This window comes from Metasolibacillus meyeri (genome assembly GCF_003049505.1).
In the GTDB taxonomy this organism is placed as follows: domain Bacteria; phylum Bacillota; class Bacilli; order Bacillales_A; family Planococcaceae; genus Metasolibacillus; species Metasolibacillus meyeri.
Map to the genome: position 1 here is coordinate 1 of NZ_PYWN01000105.1, position 25,662 is coordinate 25,662.

At 37.3% G+C, this 25,662-nt stretch carries 24 protein-coding genes; 12 read left to right on the plus strand and 12 right to left on the minus strand.

Going from position 1 to position 25,662, the window contains the following annotated elements; all coding sequences use genetic code 11:
* Positions 1–1,054: 1,054 nt before the first annotated feature.
* The 4 genes from C9J34_RS15345 (at position 1,055) to C9J34_RS15360 (ending at position 5,297) form a co-directional block, all read left to right on the plus strand.
* Positions 1,055–2,743 (plus strand): methyl-accepting chemotaxis protein, encoded by a 1,689-nt coding sequence (locus C9J34_RS15345; protein WP_107841057.1) that lies wholly within the window; start codon positions 1,055–1,057, stop codon positions 2,741–2,743.
* Positions 2,744–3,028: 285 nt separating this feature from the next.
* The gene (locus C9J34_RS15350; protein WP_107841058.1) at positions 3,029–3,397 is read left to right on the plus strand and encodes a hypothetical protein; all 369 of its coding nucleotides are present in this window, start codon (positions 3,029–3,031) and stop codon (positions 3,395–3,397) included.
* A gap of 28 nt (positions 3,398–3,425) precedes the next feature.
* Complete coding sequence (locus C9J34_RS15355; RefSeq protein ID WP_107841059.1) at positions 3,426–4,136, plus strand: hypothetical protein; 711 nt, start codon at positions 3,426–3,428, stop codon at positions 4,134–4,136.
* A gap of 27 nt (positions 4,137–4,163) precedes the next feature.
* Positions 4,164–5,297: a methyl-accepting chemotaxis protein gene (locus C9J34_RS15360; RefSeq protein ID WP_238600676.1), complete on the plus strand. Its 1,134-nt coding sequence runs from the start codon at positions 4,164–4,166 to the stop codon at positions 5,295–5,297.
* A 310-nt stretch (positions 5,298–5,607) separates the two neighbouring features.
* Here the strand turns inward: C9J34_RS15360 and C9J34_RS15365 are convergent, their stop codons facing one another.
* The 5 genes from C9J34_RS15365 to C9J34_RS15385 all read right to left on the minus strand — a co-directional run bounded on the left by C9J34_RS15365 (position 5,608) and on the right by C9J34_RS15385 (position 12,021).
* Entirely contained in the window at positions 5,608–6,372 is a 765-nt protein-coding gene (locus C9J34_RS15365; protein WP_153062639.1) for an ABC transporter ATP-binding protein, read from the minus strand.
* A 178-nt stretch (positions 6,373–6,550) separates the two neighbouring features.
* Positions 6,551–8,851, minus strand: a complete 2,301-nt coding sequence (locus C9J34_RS15370) for an ABC transporter permease (protein ID WP_107841061.1) — start codon at positions 8,849–8,851, stop codon at positions 6,551–6,553.
* Positions 8,848–10,089, minus strand: a complete 1,242-nt coding sequence (locus C9J34_RS15375; RefSeq protein WP_107841062.1) for an MFS transporter — start codon at positions 10,087–10,089, stop codon at positions 8,848–8,850. The genes C9J34_RS15370 and C9J34_RS15375 overlap by 4 nt, the downstream gene beginning before the upstream one ends.
* A 76-nt stretch (positions 10,090–10,165) precedes the next feature.
* Positions 10,166–10,795, minus strand: coding sequence for a TetR/AcrR family transcriptional regulator (locus tag C9J34_RS15380; protein WP_107841063.1), 630 nt, complete (start codon positions 10,793–10,795; stop codon positions 10,166–10,168).
* Positions 10,796–11,148: 353 nt separating this feature from the next.
* Positions 11,149–12,021, minus strand: coding sequence for a LysR family transcriptional regulator (locus tag C9J34_RS15385; RefSeq protein WP_107841078.1), 873 nt, complete (start codon positions 12,019–12,021; stop codon positions 11,149–11,151).
* Between the two features lie 116 nt (positions 12,022–12,137).
* Here C9J34_RS15385 and C9J34_RS15390 point away from each other — a divergent pair, with 116 nt between their 5' ends.
* Positions 12,138–13,004, plus strand: a complete 867-nt coding sequence (locus C9J34_RS15390) for a DMT family transporter (protein ID WP_107841064.1) — start codon at positions 12,138–12,140, stop codon at positions 13,002–13,004.
* Here C9J34_RS15390 and C9J34_RS15395 read toward each other — a convergent pair.
* Entirely contained in the window at positions 13,001–14,032 is a 1,032-nt protein-coding gene (locus tag C9J34_RS15395) for an AbrB family transcriptional regulator (protein WP_107841065.1), read from the minus strand. The two genes, C9J34_RS15390 and C9J34_RS15395, sit on opposite strands and share 4 nt — an antisense overlap.
* Before the next feature lie 133 nt (positions 14,033–14,165).
* Between C9J34_RS15395 and C9J34_RS15400 the strand changes: the two genes are divergently transcribed.
* The 4 genes from C9J34_RS15400 to C9J34_RS15415 all read left to right on the plus strand — a co-directional run bounded on the left by C9J34_RS15400 (position 14,166) and on the right by C9J34_RS15415 (position 17,772).
* Complete coding sequence (locus tag C9J34_RS15400) at positions 14,166–14,735, plus strand: GNAT family N-acetyltransferase (RefSeq protein WP_107841066.1); 570 nt, start codon at positions 14,166–14,168, stop codon at positions 14,733–14,735.
* Positions 14,736–15,266: 531 nt separating this feature from the next.
* Positions 15,267–16,049 carry an ABC transporter ATP-binding protein gene (locus C9J34_RS15405; protein ID WP_107841067.1) on the plus strand — a complete coding sequence of 261 codons (783 nt, stop codon included), beginning with the start codon at positions 15,267–15,269 and terminating at the stop codon, positions 16,047–16,049.
* Between the two features lie 13 nt (positions 16,050–16,062).
* Entirely contained in the window at positions 16,063–16,995 is a 933-nt protein-coding gene (locus tag C9J34_RS15410; RefSeq protein WP_107841068.1) for an ABC transporter substrate-binding protein, read from the plus strand.
* Positions 16,996–17,028: 33 nt separating this feature from the next.
* A complete protein-coding gene (locus C9J34_RS15415) occupies positions 17,029–17,772 on the plus strand; it encodes an ABC transporter permease (protein WP_107841079.1) in 744 nt (247 codons plus the stop codon).
* A 20-nt stretch (positions 17,773–17,792) separates the two neighbouring features.
* On the opposite strand, the gene C9J34_RS15420 is transcribed toward C9J34_RS15415, so the two are convergent.
* On the minus strand, positions 17,793–18,224 hold the full coding sequence (locus tag C9J34_RS15420; RefSeq protein WP_107841069.1) for a winged helix-turn-helix transcriptional regulator: 432 nt from the start codon (positions 18,222–18,224) through the stop codon (positions 17,793–17,795).
* An 89-nt stretch (positions 18,225–18,313) separates the two neighbouring features.
* On the opposite strand from C9J34_RS15420, the gene C9J34_RS15425 reads away from it, so the two are divergent.
* The 3 genes from C9J34_RS15425 to C9J34_RS15435 all read left to right on the plus strand — a co-directional run bounded on the left by C9J34_RS15425 (position 18,314) and on the right by C9J34_RS15435 (position 20,493).
* On the plus strand, positions 18,314–18,829 hold the full coding sequence (locus tag C9J34_RS15425; RefSeq protein WP_107841070.1) for a DUF4242 domain-containing protein: 516 nt from the start codon (positions 18,314–18,316) through the stop codon (positions 18,827–18,829).
* A gap of 18 nt (positions 18,830–18,847) precedes the next feature.
* Complete coding sequence (locus C9J34_RS15430; protein ID WP_107841071.1) at positions 18,848–19,900, plus strand: acyl-CoA dehydrogenase family protein; 1,053 nt, start codon at positions 18,848–18,850, stop codon at positions 19,898–19,900.
* Between the two features lie 128 nt (positions 19,901–20,028).
* On the plus strand, positions 20,029–20,493 hold the full coding sequence (locus C9J34_RS15435) for an 8-oxo-dGTP diphosphatase (protein WP_107841072.1): 465 nt from the start codon (positions 20,029–20,031) through the stop codon (positions 20,491–20,493).
* 86 nt (positions 20,494–20,579) lie between these two features.
* Here C9J34_RS15435 and C9J34_RS15440 read toward each other — a convergent pair whose 3' ends face one another.
* The 5 genes from C9J34_RS15440 to C9J34_RS22020 form a co-directional block, all read right to left on the minus strand.
* Positions 20,580–22,214, minus strand: a complete 1,635-nt coding sequence (locus C9J34_RS15440; protein ID WP_107841073.1) for a hypothetical protein — start codon at positions 22,212–22,214, stop codon at positions 20,580–20,582.
* Positions 22,211–22,999 (minus strand): ABC transporter ATP-binding protein, encoded by a 789-nt coding sequence (locus C9J34_RS15445; RefSeq protein ID WP_107841074.1) that lies wholly within the window; start codon positions 22,997–22,999, stop codon positions 22,211–22,213. Before C9J34_RS15445 ends, C9J34_RS15440 begins: the two co-directional genes overlap by 4 nt.
* Positions 23,000–23,335: 336 nt before the next feature.
* Positions 23,336–23,902: a hypothetical protein gene (locus C9J34_RS15450; RefSeq protein WP_107841075.1), complete on the minus strand. Its 567-nt coding sequence runs from the start codon at positions 23,900–23,902 to the stop codon at positions 23,336–23,338.
* A gap of 120 nt (positions 23,903–24,022) precedes the next feature.
* Entirely contained in the window at positions 24,023–24,775 is a 753-nt protein-coding gene (locus C9J34_RS15455) for a hypothetical protein (RefSeq protein WP_107841076.1), read from the minus strand.
* Between the two features lie 643 nt (positions 24,776–25,418).
* The coding region (locus C9J34_RS22020) for a hypothetical protein (RefSeq protein WP_193769031.1) at positions 25,419–25,662 on the minus strand (244 nt) is incomplete at its 5' end.

The window sequence follows — 25,662 nt, forward strand, 5'->3', positions numbered from 1 at the left end:
AAAAGAACATATACAAATACTAACCCATAAATTTGAAAGAAAGGATGAAGATTCTCTTTTTGTCATGAGGATTTTTGGGGTTTGCAACTATAAATTTGACAGTTTAACTAGGATAAGGAGCGTGTCAGAATCTGCCTAGCACATCCTTTTCTTAGTTGAACTACTACATGGAAAGAACCATCAAAATTTTTTGTAAATAGGCTATCGCCATAAAAATTTTGAGTTATTCCTGCAAAGTTTCTTGCCATGTAGTAGGTACTTATTTTTTGTGGGCTACTAAGAAAACGGAAAAATTTGAAAATAAACATTCCAACTTATATTGATTGCTACATTTTCCTGTTCCAATGTCACTGATACATTACCTTTTAAGGCCTAGATGAACAGCTTGTTAATTTTGCAAAATGCCGTTTCTGCTGGTTCACCCCAACATACAACATGACAATGTTACTATCGGAATCAAGGCATAATTTCAATGTTTCTACTGGTATTTCTGTTCCTCGAATATTCCCTTGAAGAAAATCCTTTTCCATCTGTAAAAAGCTAACTTTCGGCTAACACAAGGTTGGTCAAACAAGCATTTTCGCAGGATGTAAAGCTCTTTGTTTGTGTTCCTTTATCAATAATTAGTGGAGAATGAGAAAACCCGACTGATTGAAAATTCACTTTATTTGTCCTGATGGATACAAAAAAATCGGTTTGTACCAATTGTTTTTGGTATGAATCGCTTTTTTTATGTAGGATATTATGCTTATAATATAAGTTTTTAATCAAGTTAATTGGTAGATTGCACCTTTGAAAATAGCATTTTTATATCAAAAATTTAAGGTGATTCTAATGATTTCGAACTAAATTTATTCATTTAAAATAATTATTATTTAATTTATATTCCATTCTTAAGTTTTTTATGGGAAAATATTAGAGCTTATGATAAACAATTGCAATCAATTTAACGACGATTTACACTAGATTGACTCCTTTCATATATAAGGCAAAGATTGGTGATAAATACAAGGGAAAATTTGCAGTTTAAAATGAACTTTGAGGAGGGGTTAAGATGAGTATAGGGAAAAAAATGAACATGTTTTTTATTTTGTTTATTGTGTTATTGACCGTGTCGATTGTGAGTACTCTTGTTAACTTATATACGATTGAAAAACGAACGAATGAAGCGATGGATTCACGCTTAGAGCAGCTTTTGCTAATAAAAGAAATTCGTTTTGGAATAGCTGCGCAGGAAACTTATATTAATTCAATGATTTTAAATCCGACATTATCAAGAAACAAACAACAGTTGATGGAAACGGCTACGAAGTTGAGTGAGGATATAGCAACATTAGAAGGCTATTTAACGGGGAAGGAAATGACTGAGTGGTGGCAAGGAATAAATGAAGCGAATCAACGTTTCAATAATGAAATGCTTGAAATTATTCAAGCTGTTGAGGGAAATGATCTAGCAAGAGCAACAATGTTAATGAATACATCTGTTACAAATACCAATACAGAGACATTCCTAATTACAACAGATATGCAAGCGTATCAAGTGCAGCAAATGGATGAAATTAAAGAGTCAACAGATATTTCTATTACAACGGCAAGAATCGTTTCGATTCTCGTATTAGCAATTAGTGTGGCTATCACAATAGGCTTAATCCTTTATGTGCGTCGTACAATTACAAATCCATTGAAGTCCATTATGAACAGTGCTAAAGCAATTGGTGATGGCGATTTATCTGGTGAGGATATTACGATTACCACAAAGGATGAATTAGGACAATTAGGTGGTATTTTCAACACGATGAAAGGCAATATCCGTCATTTAATTGCACATATTCAATCAAATGCCGAGCAGCTTAGTGCATCTGCGCAACAGCTATCTGCTAGCGCAGAGGAAATGACAGCTACGACAGAAGATGTGACAAGACAAGCGACCGATACGGCAGAAACTTCACAAATCGCGACAGGTGCAGCGAATGAAAGCGCTATAGCAATGGAAGAAACGGCACAAGGTGTCCAACGTATCGCAGAAGCTTCGCAAACATTACATACTTCATCGCTCAACGCAAGTGAAGTTGCAACAAATGGAACCGAAATTATTGCCCATGCAAGACAGCAAATGGATGAGATTAATGGGGCAGCCTTTACTGTCAATGAACTTGTACAAAAGTTGGCAAAGCAAACTGAAGAAATTGGCAATATGACACAGGTTATTACAGCGATTACAGAACAAACCAATTTATTAGCACTGAACGCAGCAATTGAGGCCGCACGTGCAGGTGAGCATGGCAAAGGCTTCGCAGTTGTGGCCGATGAGGTACGCACATTAGCTGAAGAATCAAAGGCATCCGCAAATGGGATTGCTACATTAACAACAGAAATTAGACAGGATACAAAAAATGTAGAGCAAGCAATGGGGAATGCGCTTAGTTCTGTACAGGATGGTGTAGCCGTTATTGCCAAAGCAGGCGATTCTTTTGCAACAATCGTTGAGGCAGTAAATGGGATGACGTATCAAATTCAAGATGTTTCAGCGACAGCAGAGCAACTTTCAGCAAGTGCTGAACAAGTATCTGCCTCGGTCAATGAAATTGCATCAGGTACGAGTAGCATTTCTAGTAATATTGATACGGTAGCAGCTGCGATGGAAGAACAATCTGCTACGATGAATGAAGTAGCACATGTCGCTACGACATTAAGTGTCAATGCACAGGAGCTACAAACTGAAGTGCAAAAGTTTAAAGTATAAAAAATGGTGTGATTTAGAAATAATCTCTAAATCACACCATTTTTTTATCCAGCATATAGGTATCCTACTTGATTTTAAAGCGGTTACAAAAAAGCGGAGAAAACTACATAATTCGACAAATGATTCAATGTGCTTTATACTATATTATGAAAAAAATAATAGTGATATTCGTCCTAAGTGTATAAAATAATTGAAGGGTTAATAAAACTAGAAATAAAAAATATAGAACAATTAGAACTACTTTTGGGAAACGAATAATAATAATCAACGAAAAGGGGAGCGAACATGTTAGTGGTAGATAAAAAGAAGTACAAAATGGCGATTGAACAAAGCACAAAGGAAGTTCATGTAAGTGTGAACGGTCTCATTCGTGCAGCAGACGCGGAAGGTTATTTAGTTGACTTACAAGATACAATCAGTAAAGTTTCAAAAAGAGATTATACATTTGTGATTGATGCAACACACCAAACGCCAACTCCTTCAAAGGTTGTGCCACAAATGGAACAAACGATGCTCTTTTATGCTTCTTTAGGGTTTAAAGATATTATAGTCGTAAAACCTTCATCTAAAATTGCACAAGTGCAAATTCGAAATGTGTTGGAAAGAATTGATTTTCCAGGTACATTTATTGATAGCTTGAAGCAACGATTTTAAAAAATAATTAATAGAAGGAAGTTAGCCAGTGAATACAACATTAAATTTATACACATATGAAATATTAACGAAGGAGCAAACAGCCTTTATTCAAAAAGCAGCTGAATGCTTGGCACGTACATTTATTGGTGTCGAAGTTTCAGGGAAATGGATACAGGAGCCAATAGTAGGTCAATTGAATTTAAATTATGAGGACTTTTGCACATTCACACAAGATTATTTGCAATCAGTTGTGGAGCAAGGGTATTGTGCGATTGCTTTAGATGCAGATAAACGTGTAGTTGGTGTACTTGCCGGTGATATCAATAAACCAGAAGTTATAGAAGAAGATCTATTTGAAGGTTCGTTAACTGATATGAATGTTGTCATGCGTGTTTTAAGCGATGTAACAGGCCGCTTTATGGCAGATTATGAAAAGCGTAAAGGGAAAGAGATTCAAGATGGGCAGCTATTGCATTTATTCATGCTAGGTGTACTGGCAGAGCATAATCGCCAAGAGATTGTTCAGCAATTGGCTGAGAAATTGTTCACAAAGGCGGCTATGCAAGGTGTAGAAGCTGTTATTGGTGAAGCGACAAATCCAAAATCAATGCGTCTTTTAGAAAAGTTTTTCGGTATGACAAAATATATGGATGTAGAAGGCAATTCTATTTGTCATCTATATCAACATAATGAGAGACTGCAAGGAATTCCTCCAGAAATAGCGGATGGTACATATATTATTATACGGGAATTGTAATGAAATGAAGTCGGGAGGTAGCGTGTTATGATGGAAGGTATATTATTAAGTATTATTATTGTGTTAATTGGACTATCTGCATACTTGGCTTATCGTTATTTTTCATTAAAGCCACAGGTAAATGTAAATAAAGAAATACTAAATAGTTTGAACGAAATAACTGCTGGTCAAATGCCAAGCAAATTACAAGGAACAAGCGATGCTTATACGACATTTAATCAGTTCCTTACATATTTTGGTAGTGTGAGAGAAGGGTTCCTTTCCGTTTCTACAAATGTGCATCAAATGGGAGATAGCCTTTCAGAAAATGGTGAAATGGCTGCTGAAAAAGCAGATATTGTTAGAGCGGCAATTGATGAAGTCGGAAGAGGTTTAGAAAAACAGCTTGTCGCAATTGAAGAAAGTACCGTATCGATGGAAGATATGGCAAATGCAATCGATGATTTATCACGAAGATCAAATCAAATTTCAGAGCAATCAACGAGTACAGTAGATTTAACAAAAGAAGGAAACGAAAAGCTACAAAGTTCCTTAGGGAAGATGGAACAGTTCAACGATACGATTCACACAACATTAGAGGCGATGAATCGATTAGGCGAAAAATCAAATGAAATCGGCTCAATTGTTAAAGTAATCACAGGTATTACAGCGCAAATTAATTTATTAGCATTAAATGCTGCGATTGAGGCCGCACGTGCTGGCGAACACGGCAAGGGATTTGCTGTTGTGGCGGATGAAGTACGAAATTTAGCAGAGCAATCTCGTTTATCTTCAGCAGAGGTAGCCGATATTGTGAAAAATATTCAAGAGGAAACAGAAGTTGTTGTTACATCGATGAAGCAAGGAACGGCAGAATTTACAGAGGCCAATAGCACAATCGTAGAGGCTGGCAACATGTTTGAACAAATTTTATCAACAACAGAGATTATCGCTGAAAACAATTTAAACTCCTCAGCAAGCGCAGAAGAATTATCTTCTAGTTCTCAGCAAATTATGTCAACGATTAGTCAGATTGCCTTTATCTCGCGCGAATCTGTTGAAATGTTTGAGGAGCTAGTAGAAATAAGCGACGATGAGTTAATGACAATGCAACAATTAGTGGAAGAAGCGAAAAGTCTTGTCGTCATTAAAGAGGAAGTAGAAAAAATGCTAGCAAAATAGACATAGGCAAAGAGAAGGTCCATTTTCGTCAAAGAAGTAGTACCCTATAAGATAGATACTTTGAAAAAAGTCTATCCTACGGGGTACTTTTGTTTAGATTGAGAAAAAAGAAGTTGAAGTGAGTGTTTTCAAATTCCGTAGTTCAAAAGTAATGATTCGCTCGTAAGATAGATGAATTCGCCCGCAAGATGTTTATTTTCGCACGTGAAACATTGCAATCCGCACGTAAGACAAGCAAATTGGCTCAACCAAACTTAAATAACAGGGGCGTGTCTGAAAAGCTGATGCATTTAGCTTAAGCGTTGCGCTGTTAAAACCCAAGCTGCACAAGCCAACGATTCAACTGTTGCTCGCGCTTAGATAAATCACTATTTCCAGGATCGTATTTGCCTAGAATAGTTTCAGCAATGATTTCACCATCGAGCATGAATAACACACGCTCGGTTTTTGCAGCGACTTTGGCATCATGAGTGGCGAGTAAAATGGCTGTACCTTCTTGATTAATCGTTGCTAACACATCCATTACTTCGGAGGTAGCGGCTGTATTTAAAGCTCCTGTTGGTTCATCGCCAAATAAAATAGATGGGTTGTTTATTAATGCGCGGCAAATAGCAACCCTTTGTAATTGACCACCAGATGCTTGGGTGATATCGTTCTTGGCTAATTCAGAGATACCCAACTTCACCATTAGCTGGGTAGCACGCATATTGATTTTTAGACGGCTTTCTTTTTTCGCTAAATAAGCAGATAAAATAATATTGTCGAATAAATTTAAATTTTTTAATAGATGATGCTGCTGAAAAATAAAGCCCATTGCTTCAAGTCGTAATTTAGCTAATTGTGGCTCAGCCAGTGTACTAATATTGTGCTGTAGGAAGGTAATATGACCTGCTGTCGCTTGATCCATACCACTCACTGTATAAAGTAAAGTGGATTTACCACAGCCTGAGGGTCCCATAATAGAGACAAATTCGCCTTTTTGAATGGTAAGCTGAATATTTTTCAATACTTGCTGCTCTGTATTGCCAACAACATACGTTTTCTGTAAATGCTGTACTTCTAAAATTGTCATCACATGTTCCCTCCTAATGTTGGTCGCTGAAGTTTTGCTGTTGTTAATAAAGTGAACCTTCAATCAGTGGGAGTTTTCTTCATCTCCCATTGATTGGTAGTTTCACCAATCGGGTTTTTACAGGCTGTTGATTCCCTACTTAAATTTTTTGGCTTTCCCTTCTATATTTGAAATCGGGGTCCTACAGCCTGTTAATACGGGATAGAACAGTCCATGTCACTGCGCAAATAAATAGTAATGGATAGAAGAAATAAGCCTGCAATGGATGACTAATCAATGTAATATGTGATGCACCAATGAGCATAGCAAGCTTGTTAATTAAATATTGCCCAACAGTGTTAGATAAAATGGTTCCTATTATAATAGCTATGATTAAAAGCGTTATAGCACTTGTCATATATTGTGCGCGAATCGCTTGCTTCGAAAAGCCTAAACTTTGCAAAATAGCGATTTGCCTTGCATCTTTTGCAAGCAGCATATTGATAAACATAGCTGTAATACATACTGCAATAGATAATGACATCATAATAGCCAGCAATGTGATTTGCTTGAGCTGTGCAATGTTTGAACCAAGTGTTTGTGTGATGTAATGTGTCATATTTGTCACTTTGGCTGTTGTAAATAGATCACGATATGCCTCGATTTTTTCTTGAGTCGCCACACCATCCACGACATTCACACTAATGACATACCACAAAATAGGCGTAGCTGAGTTGATTGCTAGCTGTGCCTTTGCTGTTTTTCCACCGTTTGTAATATCCTGATAAATACCTGAAACTGTTAATTGCTTCGCAACGCTATCAACGACAATAGTTAATGAATCGCCTACATTCATGGCGAGTTCACGTGCCTGTAAAACGGAAAGGGCAATTGTATTTTTTTGTGTTGGTGCGACTCCTTTGACATAATGTAAAGGAAAAGTTGTAAAATCACCAATTTCCACCTGTATGCTGTCATATTGCCCATCCACTGTTTCGACCATAAATTTAGCCGTTGTAAATAGCGCATATTTTTCTATATCTCCATCTTGTGCAAGAGTAGTTTGAATTGAATCAAATTGTCTACGAGTATTGTCGTTGTAAGGTAGGTCGATGCGTATATCGCTTTTACTAGCCCCCATATACGTAATAAAGTCTGGTGATTTCACGGTTTGCAGTAAATTTAGTGGCACAAGCATCATAAAGCAGGCGATAATAAAAACTGCGCCAATTAAACGATACATTGGAAAACGTGCCACGATATCCTTTATGCCAAGCAATAGGTTGATAGACGGCAATTTACTGTTAGCAATCGTGATTGTCTTCTCTGGCACAGCTCCTTGTCGAAAAGCTTCTACAACAGAAACACGTTCACATCTTTTTAAAATGAAATAGCAATATAAAATAGCGATTAAACAGATAATTGCAACACTACCCAATGACAAGAAATAGTGGGATGCAGTCATATGGAATTGTCCTAAATAGCGCGCCATATTCGCAGTGAAGTGCTGTATGATAAGTAATGATAGTAAGTAACCACTAATGCTAGCCAGCACTGTAATTGCAATATATTTTCCTAAATAAAGTAGGCGAATTTGCTTATTGGCAATGCCGATCCCTTTCATAACAGCAATTTCACGTATATCCTCCTCCAATGTTGTCATTACCGTTAAACGAATACAGAGCAGGGCAACAATCATTAAGAAGATACTTAGAAAAAGCACAATTAATACATTGAGGCCATCTGTTAGCATATTGAGCATTTTAAAAAGCGGGTACGTAACCGTAGGCCCTTGCTGTGGTAAATTGGATGCTTGATAGAGTTGCTCCAACTGTTGTATATGTGCCTGCTCCGTTACTAAAAATTCAATTAAATATTCATGCTGCGCTATTGATTGTGCTAAAGTATGCCAATCCTCTTGATGAATAACAAAGCGCTTGGAGCTAACGATGGATGGATTCATTTGTACATCGCGTGTAAAGCTTGAAATGGTAAATTCCTTTTCGACTTGTTCATTGGTAAACCAAATTTTATCACCGAGCTGTAAATGATATTTTTCCATATAATAAATCGGTACAGCAATTTCTCCTTGAGCAACTTGTAGTGGTTGATTTGTTTCATCTAATAGAAAATCAAATAATTGATTTTGAGTAACAAAGCTAATATCCATTACACTACCGTTCATTGCCTCACTCTGTGTTCGACTTTCAATAAAAAACTGTGTTTGTTCAATCGTTAGCATATCAACAGTTTGCTGTGCTCCAATAAAAGAGTGCTCCAGCACAAAGGCATCAATTTGCTGCTGATTGACGGGCCCTGCATGCATTTGCACAAAGTGTGGTGCTTTTGCCTGCTGAAAAAATTGCTCTACAGATGTAAATAAATGAACAATCATTGTTGTCGCGCTCGCCATTAAAAAAGAAGAGAGCGCTATAAAGGTGATTAAAGTTAGTGTTAGTATACGGTTTCGTACAATATCTCGCTGTGCCATACGGAAAATCATAGCGTTGCCTCACTTTCTGTCTGCTGCCACATTTTTTTGGCTAGAAGGGCTAATAGTAATACTGCGCAGCTCATTAATAATAGCGACCAATACATAGCTGGCTGTGTTGCTTCAAAGACGATGCCATATAAAATTTGACCAAAGGGGGCAGTGCACTGGGCGCTTGCTGTAATAATGGCCATCACTTTACCAAGATGCGCATTCGGAGTTTGCTTTTGCACAGCTGTTATGACGAAAATAGAGAGCACGGTAATCAGTATCGCAATCGTCATACTACAGCTTGCAAAAATAAGAAATGATAAAGCAAAGCTGTGCTGCAATAGGAAAGGCGTCACGCTAAAGGCAATTGGTAAAGCAAGTAAGGCGATTATAGCTAGCCATTTATAAAGGAATTTCATGCGTAAATGCTTAACAAATAGGCCGATAGACAATGCCCCGATAATGGTAGCAAAATCAATCATCCCCATAGCGATACCGTAAAACATATCGCTCGCTTGCATAGCTATTCGTAAAATAATCGGTACACCGACAATAAAGAAAGGGATTAACAAAAAATTCAAACTTGCAGCAAGGACAATGCACTTTACGATAAAGCTATGCTTTCCGACGTATAGAAAGCCGATTTTCAAATCTTTCAAAATGGACGGTTGCTGTGTTTGTTTCACAAAAGGAATTGTAATAAACATTTCTAAAATAGCTGAGCAAAAAAACAAAATGGCACTAATTAGAACGAGTGTTTTGAAAGGTAGCAGCGCGTAGAATACGCCACCTAAAACAGGTGCAGCTACTTGTGATAATGCCTGTATCCCTTGAACAATCCCGTTTGCTTGCTCTAGCTTATTATCTGCTACAAGCAGCGGAATACTAGCGATAACAGCAGGTGTATATAGCGCACTAATCAATCCTAATAAAGTCATCACAATGCCAATCACAATAATCGATGGTTCCTGCATAAATAAAGATAAAAATAAGCCACAAATAATTGCGCTACTTATCATATCAAATAGCACCATCAAATTGCGCCGATTGAAGCGATCAGCTAGTGCGCCGCCAAAGGGTGATAAAAGAATGGGAATGCTTGATAGAGCGAGTAGTCCTGCAAATAGGTCGGCTCTACCAGTTAGGTCTAATACATAAAGTGATAAAGCAAAGCGTAAGAAAGCAGCACCTAAAATGGAAATAATTTGCCCTAAGACAACAAGCAAAAAATCCTTTGAAAAATTTGATATGGCTAACATATAAAACCCCCTTTAGCAGACCGACTGTCGGTCTGTTTTGGTAAAAAAGAGAAAGCGAATCTTTATTCGAATCGCTTTACTTCAATAAAATGGTCAGCATTTTTTGGAAGCTTCCTTCTTTAGCACCTAAAGCACGCTCAATTAGCTGCACAAAAGCTGTTGCTCTTTGAAGCATTTCCTCTGGCTGCCATTGGAAGAAGCCTTCGTCGAAAATAACTTGTGCAGAAACAAGCAAAAATTCAACTGTTTCTTGCGGGTAGTTTGTCTGGAAAATATTTTCCTCGATACCTTGTTCAATAACCTCTGTTAAAATAGGTGACAGATGAATAATAGCTTGCACTAAGCTTTTTTGGTGCATTTCTGCATTATCTGGTTGATGAAGATGTTCAATTAATTGCTCTTTATGGTCACCTTGCTGCGGTGCTTGTGCCAGTAAAATAGCAAATAGTTTCTCCATTGCCGACAAAGTAGCGTCGGAGGCAATATGCTGTGCCTTTGCTACATCTGCTTGAATGATGCGTTCAATAATTGCATCGAGCACTTCCTCTTTTGATTTAAAGTAATGATAAAAAGTGCCTTTCGCAATACCAACTGCCTGTAAAATATCATTGATAGTTGTTTTTGTATAACCTTTTGTGACAAAAAGTGTCTGTGCGCTATTCAATATTTCATTGCGCCGTTCTTCATGCTCTTTCACGATTCTCATAACAGATGCCTCCTGATATGACCGACTGTCGGTCTATATTTATTGTATGCATATTTTTTTGAAAATGCAAGTAACTATTTGCAAAAATCTTTTGCCAAAGTGAAATAAAAGAGAGCAAATGATAAAGCCTTAGCTTTCATGCTAAAAATCAGTTATACCTGTTGTTGTTACTACGCAACACAGAAAACATGTGCCGCCGCTCTGCTTTAGCACAGAAAATATTTGCTTGCGGTACAGTAAAATGTGCTGCTGTATAAATGATTACTAGTCTCATCGCAAAGGAGTTATCTCAAAATGACTTTTCAAACGCTCTCTTTGTTATCTACTAAATGCATTGACGGTGAAAAATTTTCTCAATTTTCCTTTTTTCGATAAGGCAAGTATTGTAAAAAGCTTTTCGCTGCAATCGATAATGCTTGTTGATTACGCATGGCAATACCAATATTTCGAAAGGCAGGGACTTCTAGCTCTTTCGTCATAATTTTATATGGAATGCGCTGCAAAATAAGCTCAGGCAATATACTGATCCCTAGACCATTTTCAATCATCGACATAATCGCATAGTCATCCCATGTTGTAAAATGGACAGAAGGTGAGATTTGGTGTTGCTCGAAAATCTCGGAGATTTCTGCCTTCGCTCCTTTTTCCAATAGCATAAATGGATTTTTACATAATTCACTAATAGGGAACTGCTCGCAATTGGCAAAGGGATGGTCTTCTGGAAGGATCACTAATAGACGATCTTGTTCTAAAAAAATCGTTTCCATCTCTGTGGCTGTAGGGAGCCTTAAAAAGCCAAAATCCACTCGTCCTTCAGTAACCCAGCTTTCAATTTCTGTATAATCGCCTAACAGCAATTCAAAATCAATGTTTGGGTAATCTTTTTTAAACATTTTGATCATATTCGGTAGCCAATGTGTTGCAACACTTGAAAAGGTGCCGATACGAATTGTGCCAGACTGCCCCCCGTGTAGTTCTTCAATCTGTATCATTAACATTTCATGCTCATTACAAATACGCTGTAGCTGCGGCAGCAATTTCATTCCATCTGGTGTTAAACGAATACCGGCGCGGCTTCTTTCAAAAAGAGAAATGTCCCACTCCATCTCTAAATCTTGAATCATGCGACTAATGCCCGACTGTGTATAGTTTAATGCTTCTGCCGCCTTTGTAAAGCTCCCATATTGTGCGGCTTTCACGAAAGCGATATATTTTTGAATATTCACTCGTGTCACTTCCATTCCAATTCATCATGAAAATCATGATAAACATTCGGTTTTGTAATATATAGTCATATGCTATGCTACAGCTATTGAAAAATCAAGCTAAAGGGAGAGAGAAAATGAAAAATGCTTATTTTAAATACATTATTGCCTTACTACTCTTTGGTTCCAACGGCATTGTAGCAAGCTATATTATGATGAATAGCTACGAAATTGTTTATTTACGAACGTTAATTGGAAGTCTATTTTTAATCATTGTATTTGTTTTAATGAAGAAGAAGATGCAGTTTTGGAAAAATAAGCGCCATTTATTTTATTTAGCTATTTCAGGTATTGCGATGGGGGCAAGCTGGATTCTTTTATTCGAGGCGTATGCGCAAATCGGTGTCAGTATTGCAACGCTGGCTTATTATTGCGGGCCTGTGATTGTTATGCTTTTGTCGACACTTATATTTAAAGAAAAGATGACGAGCGCGAAGTTATTTGGTTTTTTAGTAGTTATTATTGGGATGCTCTGTGTCAATGGGCAGGCTTTTACAGCAGGAGAAATATCTTTAGGATTAGCTTTCGGCATACTAGCTGCTATAATGTATGCGGTTATGGTCATTTTCAATAAAATGGCTTCCAGCATTCAAGGATTTGAAAATGCTGTGTGCCAATTAGTAATCGGTTTTCTAACAGTTGCTCTTTTTGTTGGGATGAAGCAAGGATTTATTGTTCAAATAGCAGATGGAAATATATTACCTATACTTATTCTTGGTGTTGTTAATACTGGTATCGGTTGTTACTTTTATTTTTCCTCCATCGGTCATTTACCTGTTCAATCGGTTTCCATCCTCGGTTATTTAGAGCCACTCTCTGCATTAATTTTTTCAGTTATAATTTTAGCAGAACGATTAAGCCCTCTACAAATGGTCGGTGCTGTACTAATTTTAGGTGGGGCAGCGTATGGAGAACTATTTCGCCCAAAGCGACTTGAGCGTTAGTGCTCAAGTCGCGCGCTATATTTCTTCAATAACGGAATAATAATAAACGACAAAAACAGCATGCGTGCTAGCTGGAAAACGGTGACAATATCTGCATCTGCATGAATGGCTGTTGCAATGAGTGCCATTTGATCCATGCCCCCAGGAGCAGTGCTTAAAAAGCTAGTCGCAAATGTATAATTAAGCATTGTCATCACAAGTTTGGCACATAAAAAGCTCACAAACATGAGCAAAACGACATTTATTAAGCCAAATAATAATGTGCGCTTAGGTAAACGCAAGGCACTCGGTGTTAATAATAAGCCGATATGCGCACCAACAGCAATTTGTGCTACATGTAATACATCTAATGAAATAACGGGAATATCAACTTGTACAATATTAAGCAATATACCAAAAAGAACTGGGCCTAAAAAGAATGGTGTTGGTACATGCAATTTGCCAACAACGATAGCGAAAAGAAAGCTCATGCTAATTAAAACTGCAACAGCCCATAAAGGAGAAGCGGTCGCCTCGATATTTTGTTGCACCACGTGTCCTGAAACTAAAAAAGGGACAACGCTGACGACAGCTAATACACGAATTAAATGAAAATAGGTGACAGCAGCGAGGTCAGCCTTTTTTTCCTCTGAGGCAAATACAATAATTTGTCCAAGTGCACCAGGGACGCTCGCTAATACAGCCGTATGTAGCGACATGGATGTATATTTAGCTGTTATCAATGCGAGCAACAAACAAAGTAGAACGAAAACGATATTAATCGCTAACATATACCAAAACATGGTGCCCATCGTTTGCAAAATACTTAAAGAAAAATTTTCACCAATTGTAATGCCGATAATGACGAGCCCGATATTGCGAAACTGTGCGGGCCATTTCAACGATGTACGAATAAAAAATTGAGCAAGCAATACAGTAAAAAGTGGCCCAATCATCCACGGAATCGGCAGTGACAGCAGTGAAAAAAACCATCCTCCCAAAAAGGCAATAATAGCTACATATACGACTGGCAATGCATGGTTCTTCATAAAAAACCTTCTTTCTATCTTTCCAATATATCTATCGTAACAAAAAAATGTTCTTTTGTTGATATTTCTTTCTTAATATTCAGATAGTATTTATGTATAATAAAGTGAAACTTCAATCAGTGGAGGGATTCATATGGCAATATTACATAATGAAATGGTGCGTTTAGTGCCAATTGAACGAGCGCATATAGAGGGCATTTATGAGGCAGCGCATGATGAGCGAATTTGGGCGCATACAACAATGAATTTGATGACGAAGGATGCGGTGGAAAATTACGTTGATTCCACAATTGAAAAGCGTCAAGCAGGCACGACATTTACCTTTGTTATCATAGAGGAAGTGACAGAGAAAGTCACCGGCACAACGACGCTTTTTGATATTGACAATGTGCATAAACGATTAGAAATTGGTTTCACATGGCTGACACCTGCCTGTTGGAGCACTGCAATCAATACCAATTGCAAATATCTGTTGTTAACATATTGCTTTGAACAGCTTGCGATGAACCGTGTACAGCTCAAAACAGATAATAAAAATCTCCGTTCTCAACAAGCAATTGAGCGCATCGGTGCGAAAAAAGAGGGCATTTTACGCAATCATATGGTGCGTAAAGATGGAACGCTACGCCACACGCATTTGTACAGCATAACAAAAGAGGAATGGCCTCAGGTGAAACAGCATTTTCAGCAAAATTTACTATAGCAGAGAACTAGCGGTGGAGACCTCGAATTTTGGCAAAGATAGGGCATTTAACTGATGATGCATGTTATAATGGTTTTAGGCTCTTAGCCAGCTTGAAAAAGTGTTGCCTAAAATTGATTAAGTCTAGTTGATTAATTGCTTTGATATTTAACTTTCATAGGATTATTTTTCTCATATCTAAAAACATATGAAGCAATAGCGAATTGAAGAAATCTTCGGAGCTGTTCAAAAAGTAGCTGAATGTGCCGCTTTTTGAGCAGCTTTTGTTATGATTTGTAACAAAGTGGATTTATCTCGCATTAACAGGCTGTAATATTTTCTATGATGAGTAAGCGCAGAAGCTATTCTTGCACGAAAGTAAAGTGGTATATACAAAATATGTAATCTTAAAAAGCACCTACAAATTGTAATTTCACATGACAAATAAAATTTTTTCGAAAATAAGTTGTTTTTTTTAAGTAAGTATAATAAAATAACTTAAAACATATTAAACCTAGTAAATTTGTATGCTTAAGGGGTGATTTAATACATATGGTAGCGCCAATTGTATCGATACAGCAAGTTTCTAAGCAATTTTCCACAAAGCAAAAGCAAGAAATCGTTTTAGATAAAGTCTCCTTTGATGTGAATAAAGGTGAAATTATTTCAATTTTGGGGAAAAGTGGTTGTGGTAAAAGTACATTGCTTAATTTAATAGGTGGCTTTGAGCAAGCATCTAACGGTTCCATTTTATTAGATGGAGAGGAAATTAGGAAACCGAGTAAGCGCTGTGTGATGCTCATGCAAAATTATGCTTTATTGCCATGGCGTTCTGTAGAGAAAAATGTTGCACTAGCACTTGAAGGAGAAAAGTTAACGAAAGAAGAAATCGCTGAAAAGGTAGGACATTACTTAACAATGGTTGGTTTACTTGATAAACGAAAAGCCTTGCCATCTGAATTATCTGGAGGAATGCAACAACGAGTGGCAATTGCTCGCGCACTAGCGATTCAGCCAGAGCTTATTTTAATGGATGAGCCGTTTGCGGCACTCGATACATTTACACGCTATTATTTGCAGGATGAATTAATTCAAATTCAACAGCGTGAGCAAACGACGATTGTACTTGTGACACACGACATTGATGAGGCGATTTATTTAGCGGATCGCATCTTTATCATGAGTGCCAATCCTGGGCGTGTTCATAAGGAAATTGCTATAAAGGGCTCTAAGCCTAGAGATCGTGCAGGTACAGATTTTCAGCATTACCGTGAGTTAATTTTTAATGAATTCCAGTTCACAACAAATAAACAGCCAATTGAATATAACATTTAAAGGAGGTGAGCGAATGAAAAAAGGAATTTATATTTTAGTAGGAGCAATAGTACTTTTACTTCTTAGCGCATGTAGCGGAGAAGGGGAAATTTCAGAAGGAAAACAAACTATTAAAATCGGTTATCTACCGATTACACATGCCGTACCACTTTATATGCAGCAAGATGCAGAATATGAGGACTACGAGTTACAGCTTGTGAAGTTTGGCTCATGGCCCGAGCTAATGGATGCTTTAAATACTGGAAAGATTGATGGCGCCTCCGTTCTAATTCAACTTGCAATGAATGCGAAAGAAAAGGGAGTGGATTTAAAAGCGGTGGCATTAGGGCATCGCGATGGCAATGTGCTTGTTGTAGCACCGAGCATTGCGAATGCACAAGCGTTAAAAGGGCAAACTTTTGCCATTCCAAACCGTTTTTCAACACATCATATTTTGCTGTATGAAATGCTGAAAAAGGAAGGGCTAGCTTATGAGGATATTAATGTCGTGGAGCTGCCACCTGCGGAAATGCCAGCAGCGTTAGCGCAAGGGCAAATTGCAGGATATGTTGTAGCAGAGCCGTTTGGTGCAATATCTGTAGCACTGGAGAAAGGAAAGGTACTTTATCAATCGGAGGATATTTGGCCAAATTCCATTGATTGTGGCTTAGTACTACGCAATCAATTTATTCAGTCACATGGAGAGGTTGCGAAAAGCTTCGTACGAGATTATGTAGCAGCAGGGGAACTAGCAGAGCATAAAGATGCACATATGCAAGAAGTTGTTGGAGAGTTTATGAATGTGGAACAAAACGTACTTGATTTATCATTGCAATGGATTTCCTATGATGATCTAGCTATTGAGGAAGAGGCTTACGCTATTTTGCGCAATGCATTAATTGAAATGAAGCTATCAGAAAATCCGCCAGCTTATGAGGATTTCGTTGATACATCATTATGGCAGTAAGAGGGGTGTCATGATTTGAAAAATATAACAGCAATGCTGATTGGCTTCGGTGCACTTTTGATTGTTTGGCAGTTAGCAAGCATATTAAGCGGACATAACCAGGCACTGTTTCCACCACCACTTTTAGTAGGTGAAGCGCTTTTGGAAATGATTCGAAGTGGCTCGATTTTCACGCATATTCAAATTAGTTTCTTGCGATTTTTTAGCGGTTATTTAGCAGCGGTTATACTTGCGATTGTACTCGGCTTAATTGTTGGGCAACTGCCTGCGATATGGCGTGTACTTGATCCGATTGTGCAAGTGTTGCGACCTGTTTCACCTATTGCTTGGTCACCCTTTATTGTTCTATGGTTTGGTATTGGCAACATGCCAGCGATTGTCATTATTTTTATTGCTGCGTTTTTCCCTGTATTACTCTCGACCGTGTCTGCAGTAAAAAAGGTAGATGCGATGTATTTACGTATAGCAGCTAATTTTGAAATGACACATACAGAACGCATGTGGAAAATTATTTTTCCAGCAGCGTTCCCAATGATTGCAAATGGCTTACATATGGCTATCGGTAGCGCTTGGATTTTTCTTGTTGCAGGGGAAATGATTGGGGCACAATCCGGCTTAGGCTTTTTGATTGTTGATGCAAGAAATGCGTTAAGCCTCGATATTGTCATGGCCTGCATCATTATTATCGGAATTCTAGGCTTGCTATTGGATCAAGCAATTCGCTTGTTTGAAGGATGGGTTGCACGCATATGGGGCGGGCAAGCAGCAATTAAATAATAGGCACAAATGAATTGTGCCTATGATGATTGAATCGGTTGAATGCGAATATGCTTAACGCGTTCGCCAGTTTCCTTTGAAAAGTAGCCAATTTCTATGGGAGAGTTTGTTTTCGCATCAACGATTTCTTTATAGCAAGGCTGCAAATGCTCAGAACCCCATAAAATAAGCGCATTAAAAATATGCTCTAAATCTTTTCCACTAGTCGTTAAGCTATAGGCGTAGCGTGGTGGGTGTGCTGAATATAATGTAGCCACCACAAGTCCTGCTTCTTCGAGTGATTTTAACCTTGATGAAAGCAAATTGGCAGATAAACCTGGGAGCTTTGTTTTAATCTCGTTAAAGTTTGTTTCGCCGATTAATAGCTCGTGCAAAATGAGCAATGTCCATCTGTCACCAATTATATTTAATGTTTGTGCAATGTTACAAGGTAAGTCATAGCGTGTTTTCATTCGTCTACCTCCTTGTAACAAATTTTAGCATAGGTAAGTTAAAAAAGTAAATTTAGTGATAAAAAATAACTTTATTGGAGGAATAAAAAATGACTTTATTTTTAGTAGAATCAAACGTGAATGGTATTTCAAGCAAGGAGCAATTTTCACAGCTTGTAGAGCAAGTACATGGTGCAGAAGAAGTACAAGTAGTTGAGGTACAAGTAGCAAAAGATTATAGCCGTGCCTATTTTATTGTGGAAACGACAAATGAGGAGCTAGCAAAATCAACTTTAGAAAAGCAACAACTACAAGTATCTTTAGTGAAGGAAGTACGCCTTATTGGTCAAGAATTAGAAAATGTGAAAACGAATAATGAGCATGTGAATTATTTAGTAGAATGGGAAATTCCTGCTGAAATTACGATGGATCAATATTTAGAGCGCAAAAAGAAAAATTCTGTGAAATATGAGGAAGTTCCTGATGTAAAATTCTCTCGTACGTATGTTTGTGAAGATATGACAAAATGCTTATGCTTCTACGATGCACCAGACGAAGCAGCTGTAAAACGTGCTCGTGAAGCAGTAGCGACACCTATTACATCATTAACTGAACTAGCAGACTAATTTAAAGGAGGGGCAAAAATGGCAATCAACACTGCACGATTACAAATTTTAATAGAAGAATTTTTAAAGCCTGTCGTGAAAAAAGTCGATGAAGAAGCTTTCTATGCGGAGGATTACCTTATCGCCTTAGGGAAGGAAGGTTTTTTCCAATCAAATGAAAAGGCACAAGAACAAATGTTACTTGATGAATTACTCGTCGTACAGGAGACAGCAAAAGTTTGTATGACAACAGCATTTTGTGTTTGGTGCCATTTAGCCGCCTTAACGTATTTGCGCAATAGCCAAAATGCGTATTTGCAAAAAATGATGTTGCCACAATTCGAAAACGGTCAGCTTTTAGGTGCTACAGGTTTATCAAATCCAATGAAATATTATGCGGATTTAGAAAAGCTTCAACTATCCGCACAAGAAGTAGAAGGTGGTTATATTGTGAACGGTGTTTTACCGGCCGTTTCTAATTTAGGCGAGCAACATTGGTTTGGTGCGATTGCAGCTGTTGGTGGTAGAGAGGTTATGTTTCTTGTGTCAACGAAGCAGGAAAACTTGCAATTGCAGCCGAAAACGCATTTTATTGGTGTCAACGGCAGTGCAACATATGCTTGCCGCTTTACAAACGTATTTATTCCACAGCAGCAAATCATTTCAGAAGATGCAAGAAGCTTTTGCAATTTGATTCGACCGACATTCATTTTCTATCAAATTGCATTAGGGCTAGGGGTGATGGAAGCAGTCGTAGAAGGAATTGACAAAGTAAAAGCGAAGCAAAATGGCTGCAATGAATTTTTACAAGTGCAGGCTGCACAGGTGACAAAGCAACGAGAGCGGCTAATGGAAAATTTGCAACAGCTCGTATTGGAAAATCGCATAGCATTAGAGCCAATTGTCGAACTTCGTTTAGCCACTGTTTATGAAACGTTAAGCGCGGTACAGGCCAATATGATTCATCATGGTGCACAAGGCTACGTAGCCGGGAGCGTTCCTTCTCGAAAATTACGCGAAGCTTATTTCTTCGCCAATTTAACACCGACGGTTCGCCAGCTTGAAAAAATGAAAATACAGTTTGTAAAATAAAGTAAGGCTGTAAGGAGAGGAGTGAAGTACTTTCTTTACAGCTATTTTTTCATACAACAGCTTGCAAGCCTATTCTCTAAAATTTAAAATGAGTAGAGGCTTTAAACTGTGAATGAAGGAATGAGTGTATGATAAATTATAAAATATGGACATTATGCATGGTACAGCGCGGAGATGAGGTGCTATTACTTGATAGGCAGCATGATCATTTTAAAGGCTTTATCCCACCAGGTGGCAAAGTTGAATTTCCTGAAAGCATTACAGCTGCCGCAATACGTGAAGTGAAGGAAGAAACGGGCTTAGATGTCCATTCGCTTGTTTACAAAGGTTTATACGAATATGTCAATACTACGAAAAAAGCTCGCTATATGATTTTCAATTATTTAACGACAGATTTTAGCGGCACACTAATTGAAGATTCAGTAGAAGGAAAGGCGATGTGGGTGAAAATCGCGGATGCTGAGAAGCTTCCAATGCAAACTTCGATTCGCAGAAGGTTCCCACTGTTTTTCGAGGAAGGCACATTTGAAATTCAAGTAGAATGGAATGAAGAGAAAAATTGTGAAGGTGCTGTGCATATTCGACGTACATAGAATAGTGCATTACTAATGGAAGAAGTGATCATAATACTGAATAACCTACTGAGAAAGCAAAAAGATCAGCAACAAGTGCTGACCTTCTATGCTTTTTTTACTTTCTCCCTAAATGCTATCTTCCAAAGCACAATATTACTCACAGCTAGCACCGCTAAATAAGCATATAGCCACAAGTCGTCTGCTTTCAAGAGAATAAAATGCACAACGACAAATGGAATGAGCGGTAGCAGCAACCCAATTGCTTTCCAGCCTTGTGATTCATTTGTTTGCGTGGGTGGCTCTGAAAACGGAATCGATGGCTTTAATACGATATAGCCAATGACGCTATACAGACAGCTTACTGCAAATACGATGAGTAAATCTGGCAAGACGCGCACGCCATAAATTAAGCAAAAAATAACGCTGATTATAAGATAAAGCGGCGTGTATAATTGCACAAGAAAGGCTTTCAATACACCCTTTTTATATGTTGCAAAGCTTGTGAGAGGTACAGCTTTAAAAACCCAAGCCCCTTTATAGTTAGTTGAATATTGCAGCATCAGCAAAGCGGTAGGAATAAGGAGCATTGAAAAATAAATTGTTAAATAGCTGTTGCTTGTCGCAAAATTCGTTGTTTCATCACGCATCGTGTTAAAAATAAAAATAAATGGGATGACGATTGAAAAGCCGAGAGAAGGGTAGACCTTCAATTTAAAGTCGCGCTCCTTTTTCATCATTAAAGAAGCAAAGTGATAAAAGGCTTTCTCCTCATTTGTCGGACAAAGTAGGCCGAGGAAGAAGGTTTTGACTCGATTCGTTTTCACTTTTTTCGATTTGCTTGTTGCTAAAAGCTTTTGTAAATTGCGCTCAAAGACCGGAATCAATTGAATGTATAGCCATAAAGAAGCAATCGGCATAACGACTGCAAGTATACTCATTGTCACAGTGAAAAAATTGACCGTTCCATTTAATAACAATTCATACGGCGCAGCAAACCATATCGGAATAAGGAAAATACTCCACCAATCTAGTTCAATAACGACTTGTAAATTGACAAATTCAAAGGAACGCGCAACAAATTGATAGCCGACCATCATCGCAAGCGTTAAACCAATTTGCACATAATTAATCATATCCTTCAATTTTTCACCATCGAAAAATCGTAAAACCACAATATACAAAAGCGCTGTTAAAACGACAATTAAAATATTGCTAAATACAAGTTCCACCACCATAATGACAAAAAACAGCACACCTTGTGTAAAGAGCGAAACAATTAGTGGAATTGTCATCAAAGCGATTGTTAAATAACTCAAATAAATGACAATATGGACGATCTTCGCCGCATTGATTGTTCTCTCAGCAATCGGTTTTGTACCGAGAATATTGCGATCGCGTAAATCGAGCAACACAGAGGAAAAATCCGCAATCATCGATGTCATAATAACGAAAAGAATCATCGAATAGGCGATGCTCATTTGAAATAAAAATTGCGTACCGAAAGAAATAAATGGAATGAGCATCAACCCCATCAACGTGTAAATCCACAATGATTTCATATAGCCATATTTCGCATTTTCTTTTTTCTTTGCGGATTGATTAAATAAAGTTGGTACTTTACGCTCATCCATCGTCAGCTTTATTTGCAAAATTAGGCGCATTACTTGATAATCAATGCCCATTTTATTGAAAAGAAAACGCATTTTATCAAGTAGTCGTAAAATTTTGAAGTTCGTCATCGTGTACCTCCGCCAACAACGGCTACAAACTGTTCACCGATTTCTTGATGGCGGTCAAAGCCCGTTAATTGGTTGAAGATGCGCTCTAATGTGCCTTCGGCGTTCGTTGCCTGCAACTCTTCAAACGTTCCATCCGCTGCTACTTTACCATCATGCAGTAAAATGATGCGGCTGCTAATTTTTTCGACAACATCCATAATATGCGATGAATAGAAAATCGTTTTTCCTTGCGCTGCTAATTGCGTTAAAATTTCCTTAAAAATCATGACGCTATTTGCGTCTAAGCCATTAATCGGCTCATCTAAAAATAAAATATCTGGATTATGTAAAACACTCGAAATAATTAACAGCTTTTGGCGCATTCCTTTAGAATAGGAAGAAATGCGTGAATGATAGGCCTCGCCGACGCCGAATAATTCCATTAATGCTTCCGATTTATGTGCCGCTTCCTCCAATGACAAGCCGTAAAGCTGTCCGATAAACGTTAAATATTCGTAGCCTGTTAAATTATCATACACATCGGCAATTTCAGGCACATAGCCAATTTTGCGTTTGTAGTCAATCGAGCTATTTTGAATATCCTCACCAAATAAGCGAATTTCCCCACCATAATTGCCTTCAATTCCTAAAATCAGCTTGACCGTCGTGCTTTTACCAGCTCCGTTTGGCCCAATATAACCGATGATTTCCCCTTGGTATACCCGCAAATTGACCCCTTGTAATACCGCTTTATTGCCATAGCTTTTTGTTAAATTAGTCATTGTCAACACTTCTTGTTGTCCCATATTTGTCACTCCTTTCCTATCATTATATACGAAAGTAGATGGGAAAAGTTTCATAAAAATAGAAAGAGACAAATGTAATATTGATGTTATGTCCAGTTGGTAGAGAGAGTCAACGCTTGATATGGCAAGCTGTATAGGATGTAACATTTAGTGAAGCATCATGATGGCATGAGATGAGGTATTACACTAAAGAGAAATGGCGTTGCTATTGTTGGGAAAAGAGGGGATGTATATGTAGCCAACTTTACGAAGAAAGAAAACCAAGATAGAAAATATAGCAACTTGGTTTTCTGCATTTCATTGTTTTAAAAGATAAGCATAGTGCAGTTGGGAAAATTAGTTATATTCTACAATCATTTTACTACCACCAAATACAGTGAATCCATCCATACCTGTGTGTTGCATAAGGATAGTTCCTTCAATTTGGACAAACCATAACCCATCCGCTCTCGAACCTGCTAATGCCGTTGTTTTATTAGTGGAAGTTGGTGTGTTCGTTTTTTGGAATTTAACAGTAGCTGTAGAACCGGCGCTATTTTTAACAATATAATTGTCAATAGATGTATATTTAGATTGTGTCACAGACACATTAGTCGGACAATAAATTGTCACACTAACAACATTGGATTCCTTAGGGATTACTTTACTTAAATCGATATATTGTCCAATAGATTTAATCTTACCTGTCTGACCTTTTGATGTAGCAAAATCCTTAGCTAGTGTACTTGTTGTAGATTGATTAATTGCATACAACGAAGAACTCTCCAATACATCTACCAAAGGTACTTCAACGGTTTTTATTTCTGTACCCTCTACTGGAATATTTTCTTTGGCAAAAGTTGCAGGAGCACCTACAGCTAATACCATAATAGCTGTTAATCCAGCATATATAAGCTTTTTCAAATTCAATCCCACCTTAATATTTTTTGGATGTTGCATAACTGCACTACATCCATATATTACATCAAAAGTTTTTAATTGTAAAATATTTAGAGCGAAGAATAGAAAACTACAAAAAGTATACTATTCTTGCTGATTTGATAAATTTTTTAGCTCATTTCTTGCTTGATCCACAAACGACCAATAAATCTTATAAAATTCATCTCTTTTTTGTTGTTCAGCAGGTGTCATAACATAATCCCAATGGCCATTCGTGCTTGTTAATAATGTCTGTCCCCCTACAACAACCTCATAGTCATAGCCTCCTAGAGAGTTTATCGCTGGCTTAATGACTCCATCAGCAGACATTGCTATGTTTTTCTCTATGCCAAAATCCATGTTATTTAGATATGTCACAAGCGACAGCTCTCCCAGAGGCGTCGCTTTCTCTTTCTCTTCTGCTTCAAATTTCTTAATAGCTTTCATAGCCTGTTGATGTAGTGCTTCACGGTCAGGTGATACAGGTGAAATATATTGTGCAAGAAATATAGAGACTTGTCGGGTAGGTGTTGATTTTCCATCTAATATATTTCTTGTCACTGTCTCTTTAATTTGAGCTATCAATTCATCCTGTGGTGGTACTGGCTTCCACTTAGTTGGTATTACATCCCAATCAGGCTTTGCTAAATTATTCAAGCCCATGGAAGCTGTCTTGATTGTAGCTGGTTTACCAACTTCATGTGGTGTGTAGTTCCAGAGTAAGTCGTCACTTTGGGTACTTTTTGTAGTAGGAATATATGCTTCTGTTGAATGTGTTTGATTGTCTTTTTTCTTATTAGTATGATTCGTTGTGTTGACAGAATTAGATTGAATTTGCGAGAAATTTGTAATTTTCATTATTCGTTTACACCGCCTTAAAAATAGTAAATTTTTGATAGTATCAAATAGTCTGAAATAAATAGATTGACATAGAATAATTTAATCGCTATGCAATATTTAATAGATAGAGGGAATCATCTTATTTTTCTTTGGATATACCAGAAAAAACATGAAAAGATATTGGATTTCTATATTTTCTTAATTATACCAAAATGAAATGGATAAGAGAATATAAAAACATCAACCTAACCAATAAAATTTCAGAAAGTAGAGTGAATGAAAATTATAACCTAATTGATTTGGAACGATTGTTTTTATAATATTATTGTACTTAGCTATACGAATCATTTTCACATATAGCTCTTTGAATGCTCAGAAGGTAGGGATTATGGATGAGTGATATCGCACAATTTACAATAATTATGTTGGCTTTGCTCCTTCCCTTTTTCTTCTATAATGAGTAGTTTTGATTGTGACAAATTACCTGATTTCTTTCATTATGAGAAAAAAGGATATATACAACATAAACAAAAAACCCAAACTATAGTGAAACATTAAATTAGAGTTTCACACAATAGTTCGGGTTCCTTTTAATTAGAAGCTTTCTATTACAGTTTTCTTGCATATTAACAAGTTTTGTTTTTAATTATATAAGTAATAGTTATGATGATGGTTCGGATTTGAAAATTTTTTCAAAATCTTCCTTAGATATTTTTTTTACATCTTTAATTTTAAGTCGATTATCCACTATTTGAGGAGTTGTTTCTAATATTAGTATATTTTCTCCTGATTCGATTACAGTAAACTGTGAAATAGTCTGATCGAATTTTGAAACAAATTCTTTAATATCTTTATAGTTTTCTTCAGTCAAGTCTATAGCATATTTATGATAATCTTCGATACTA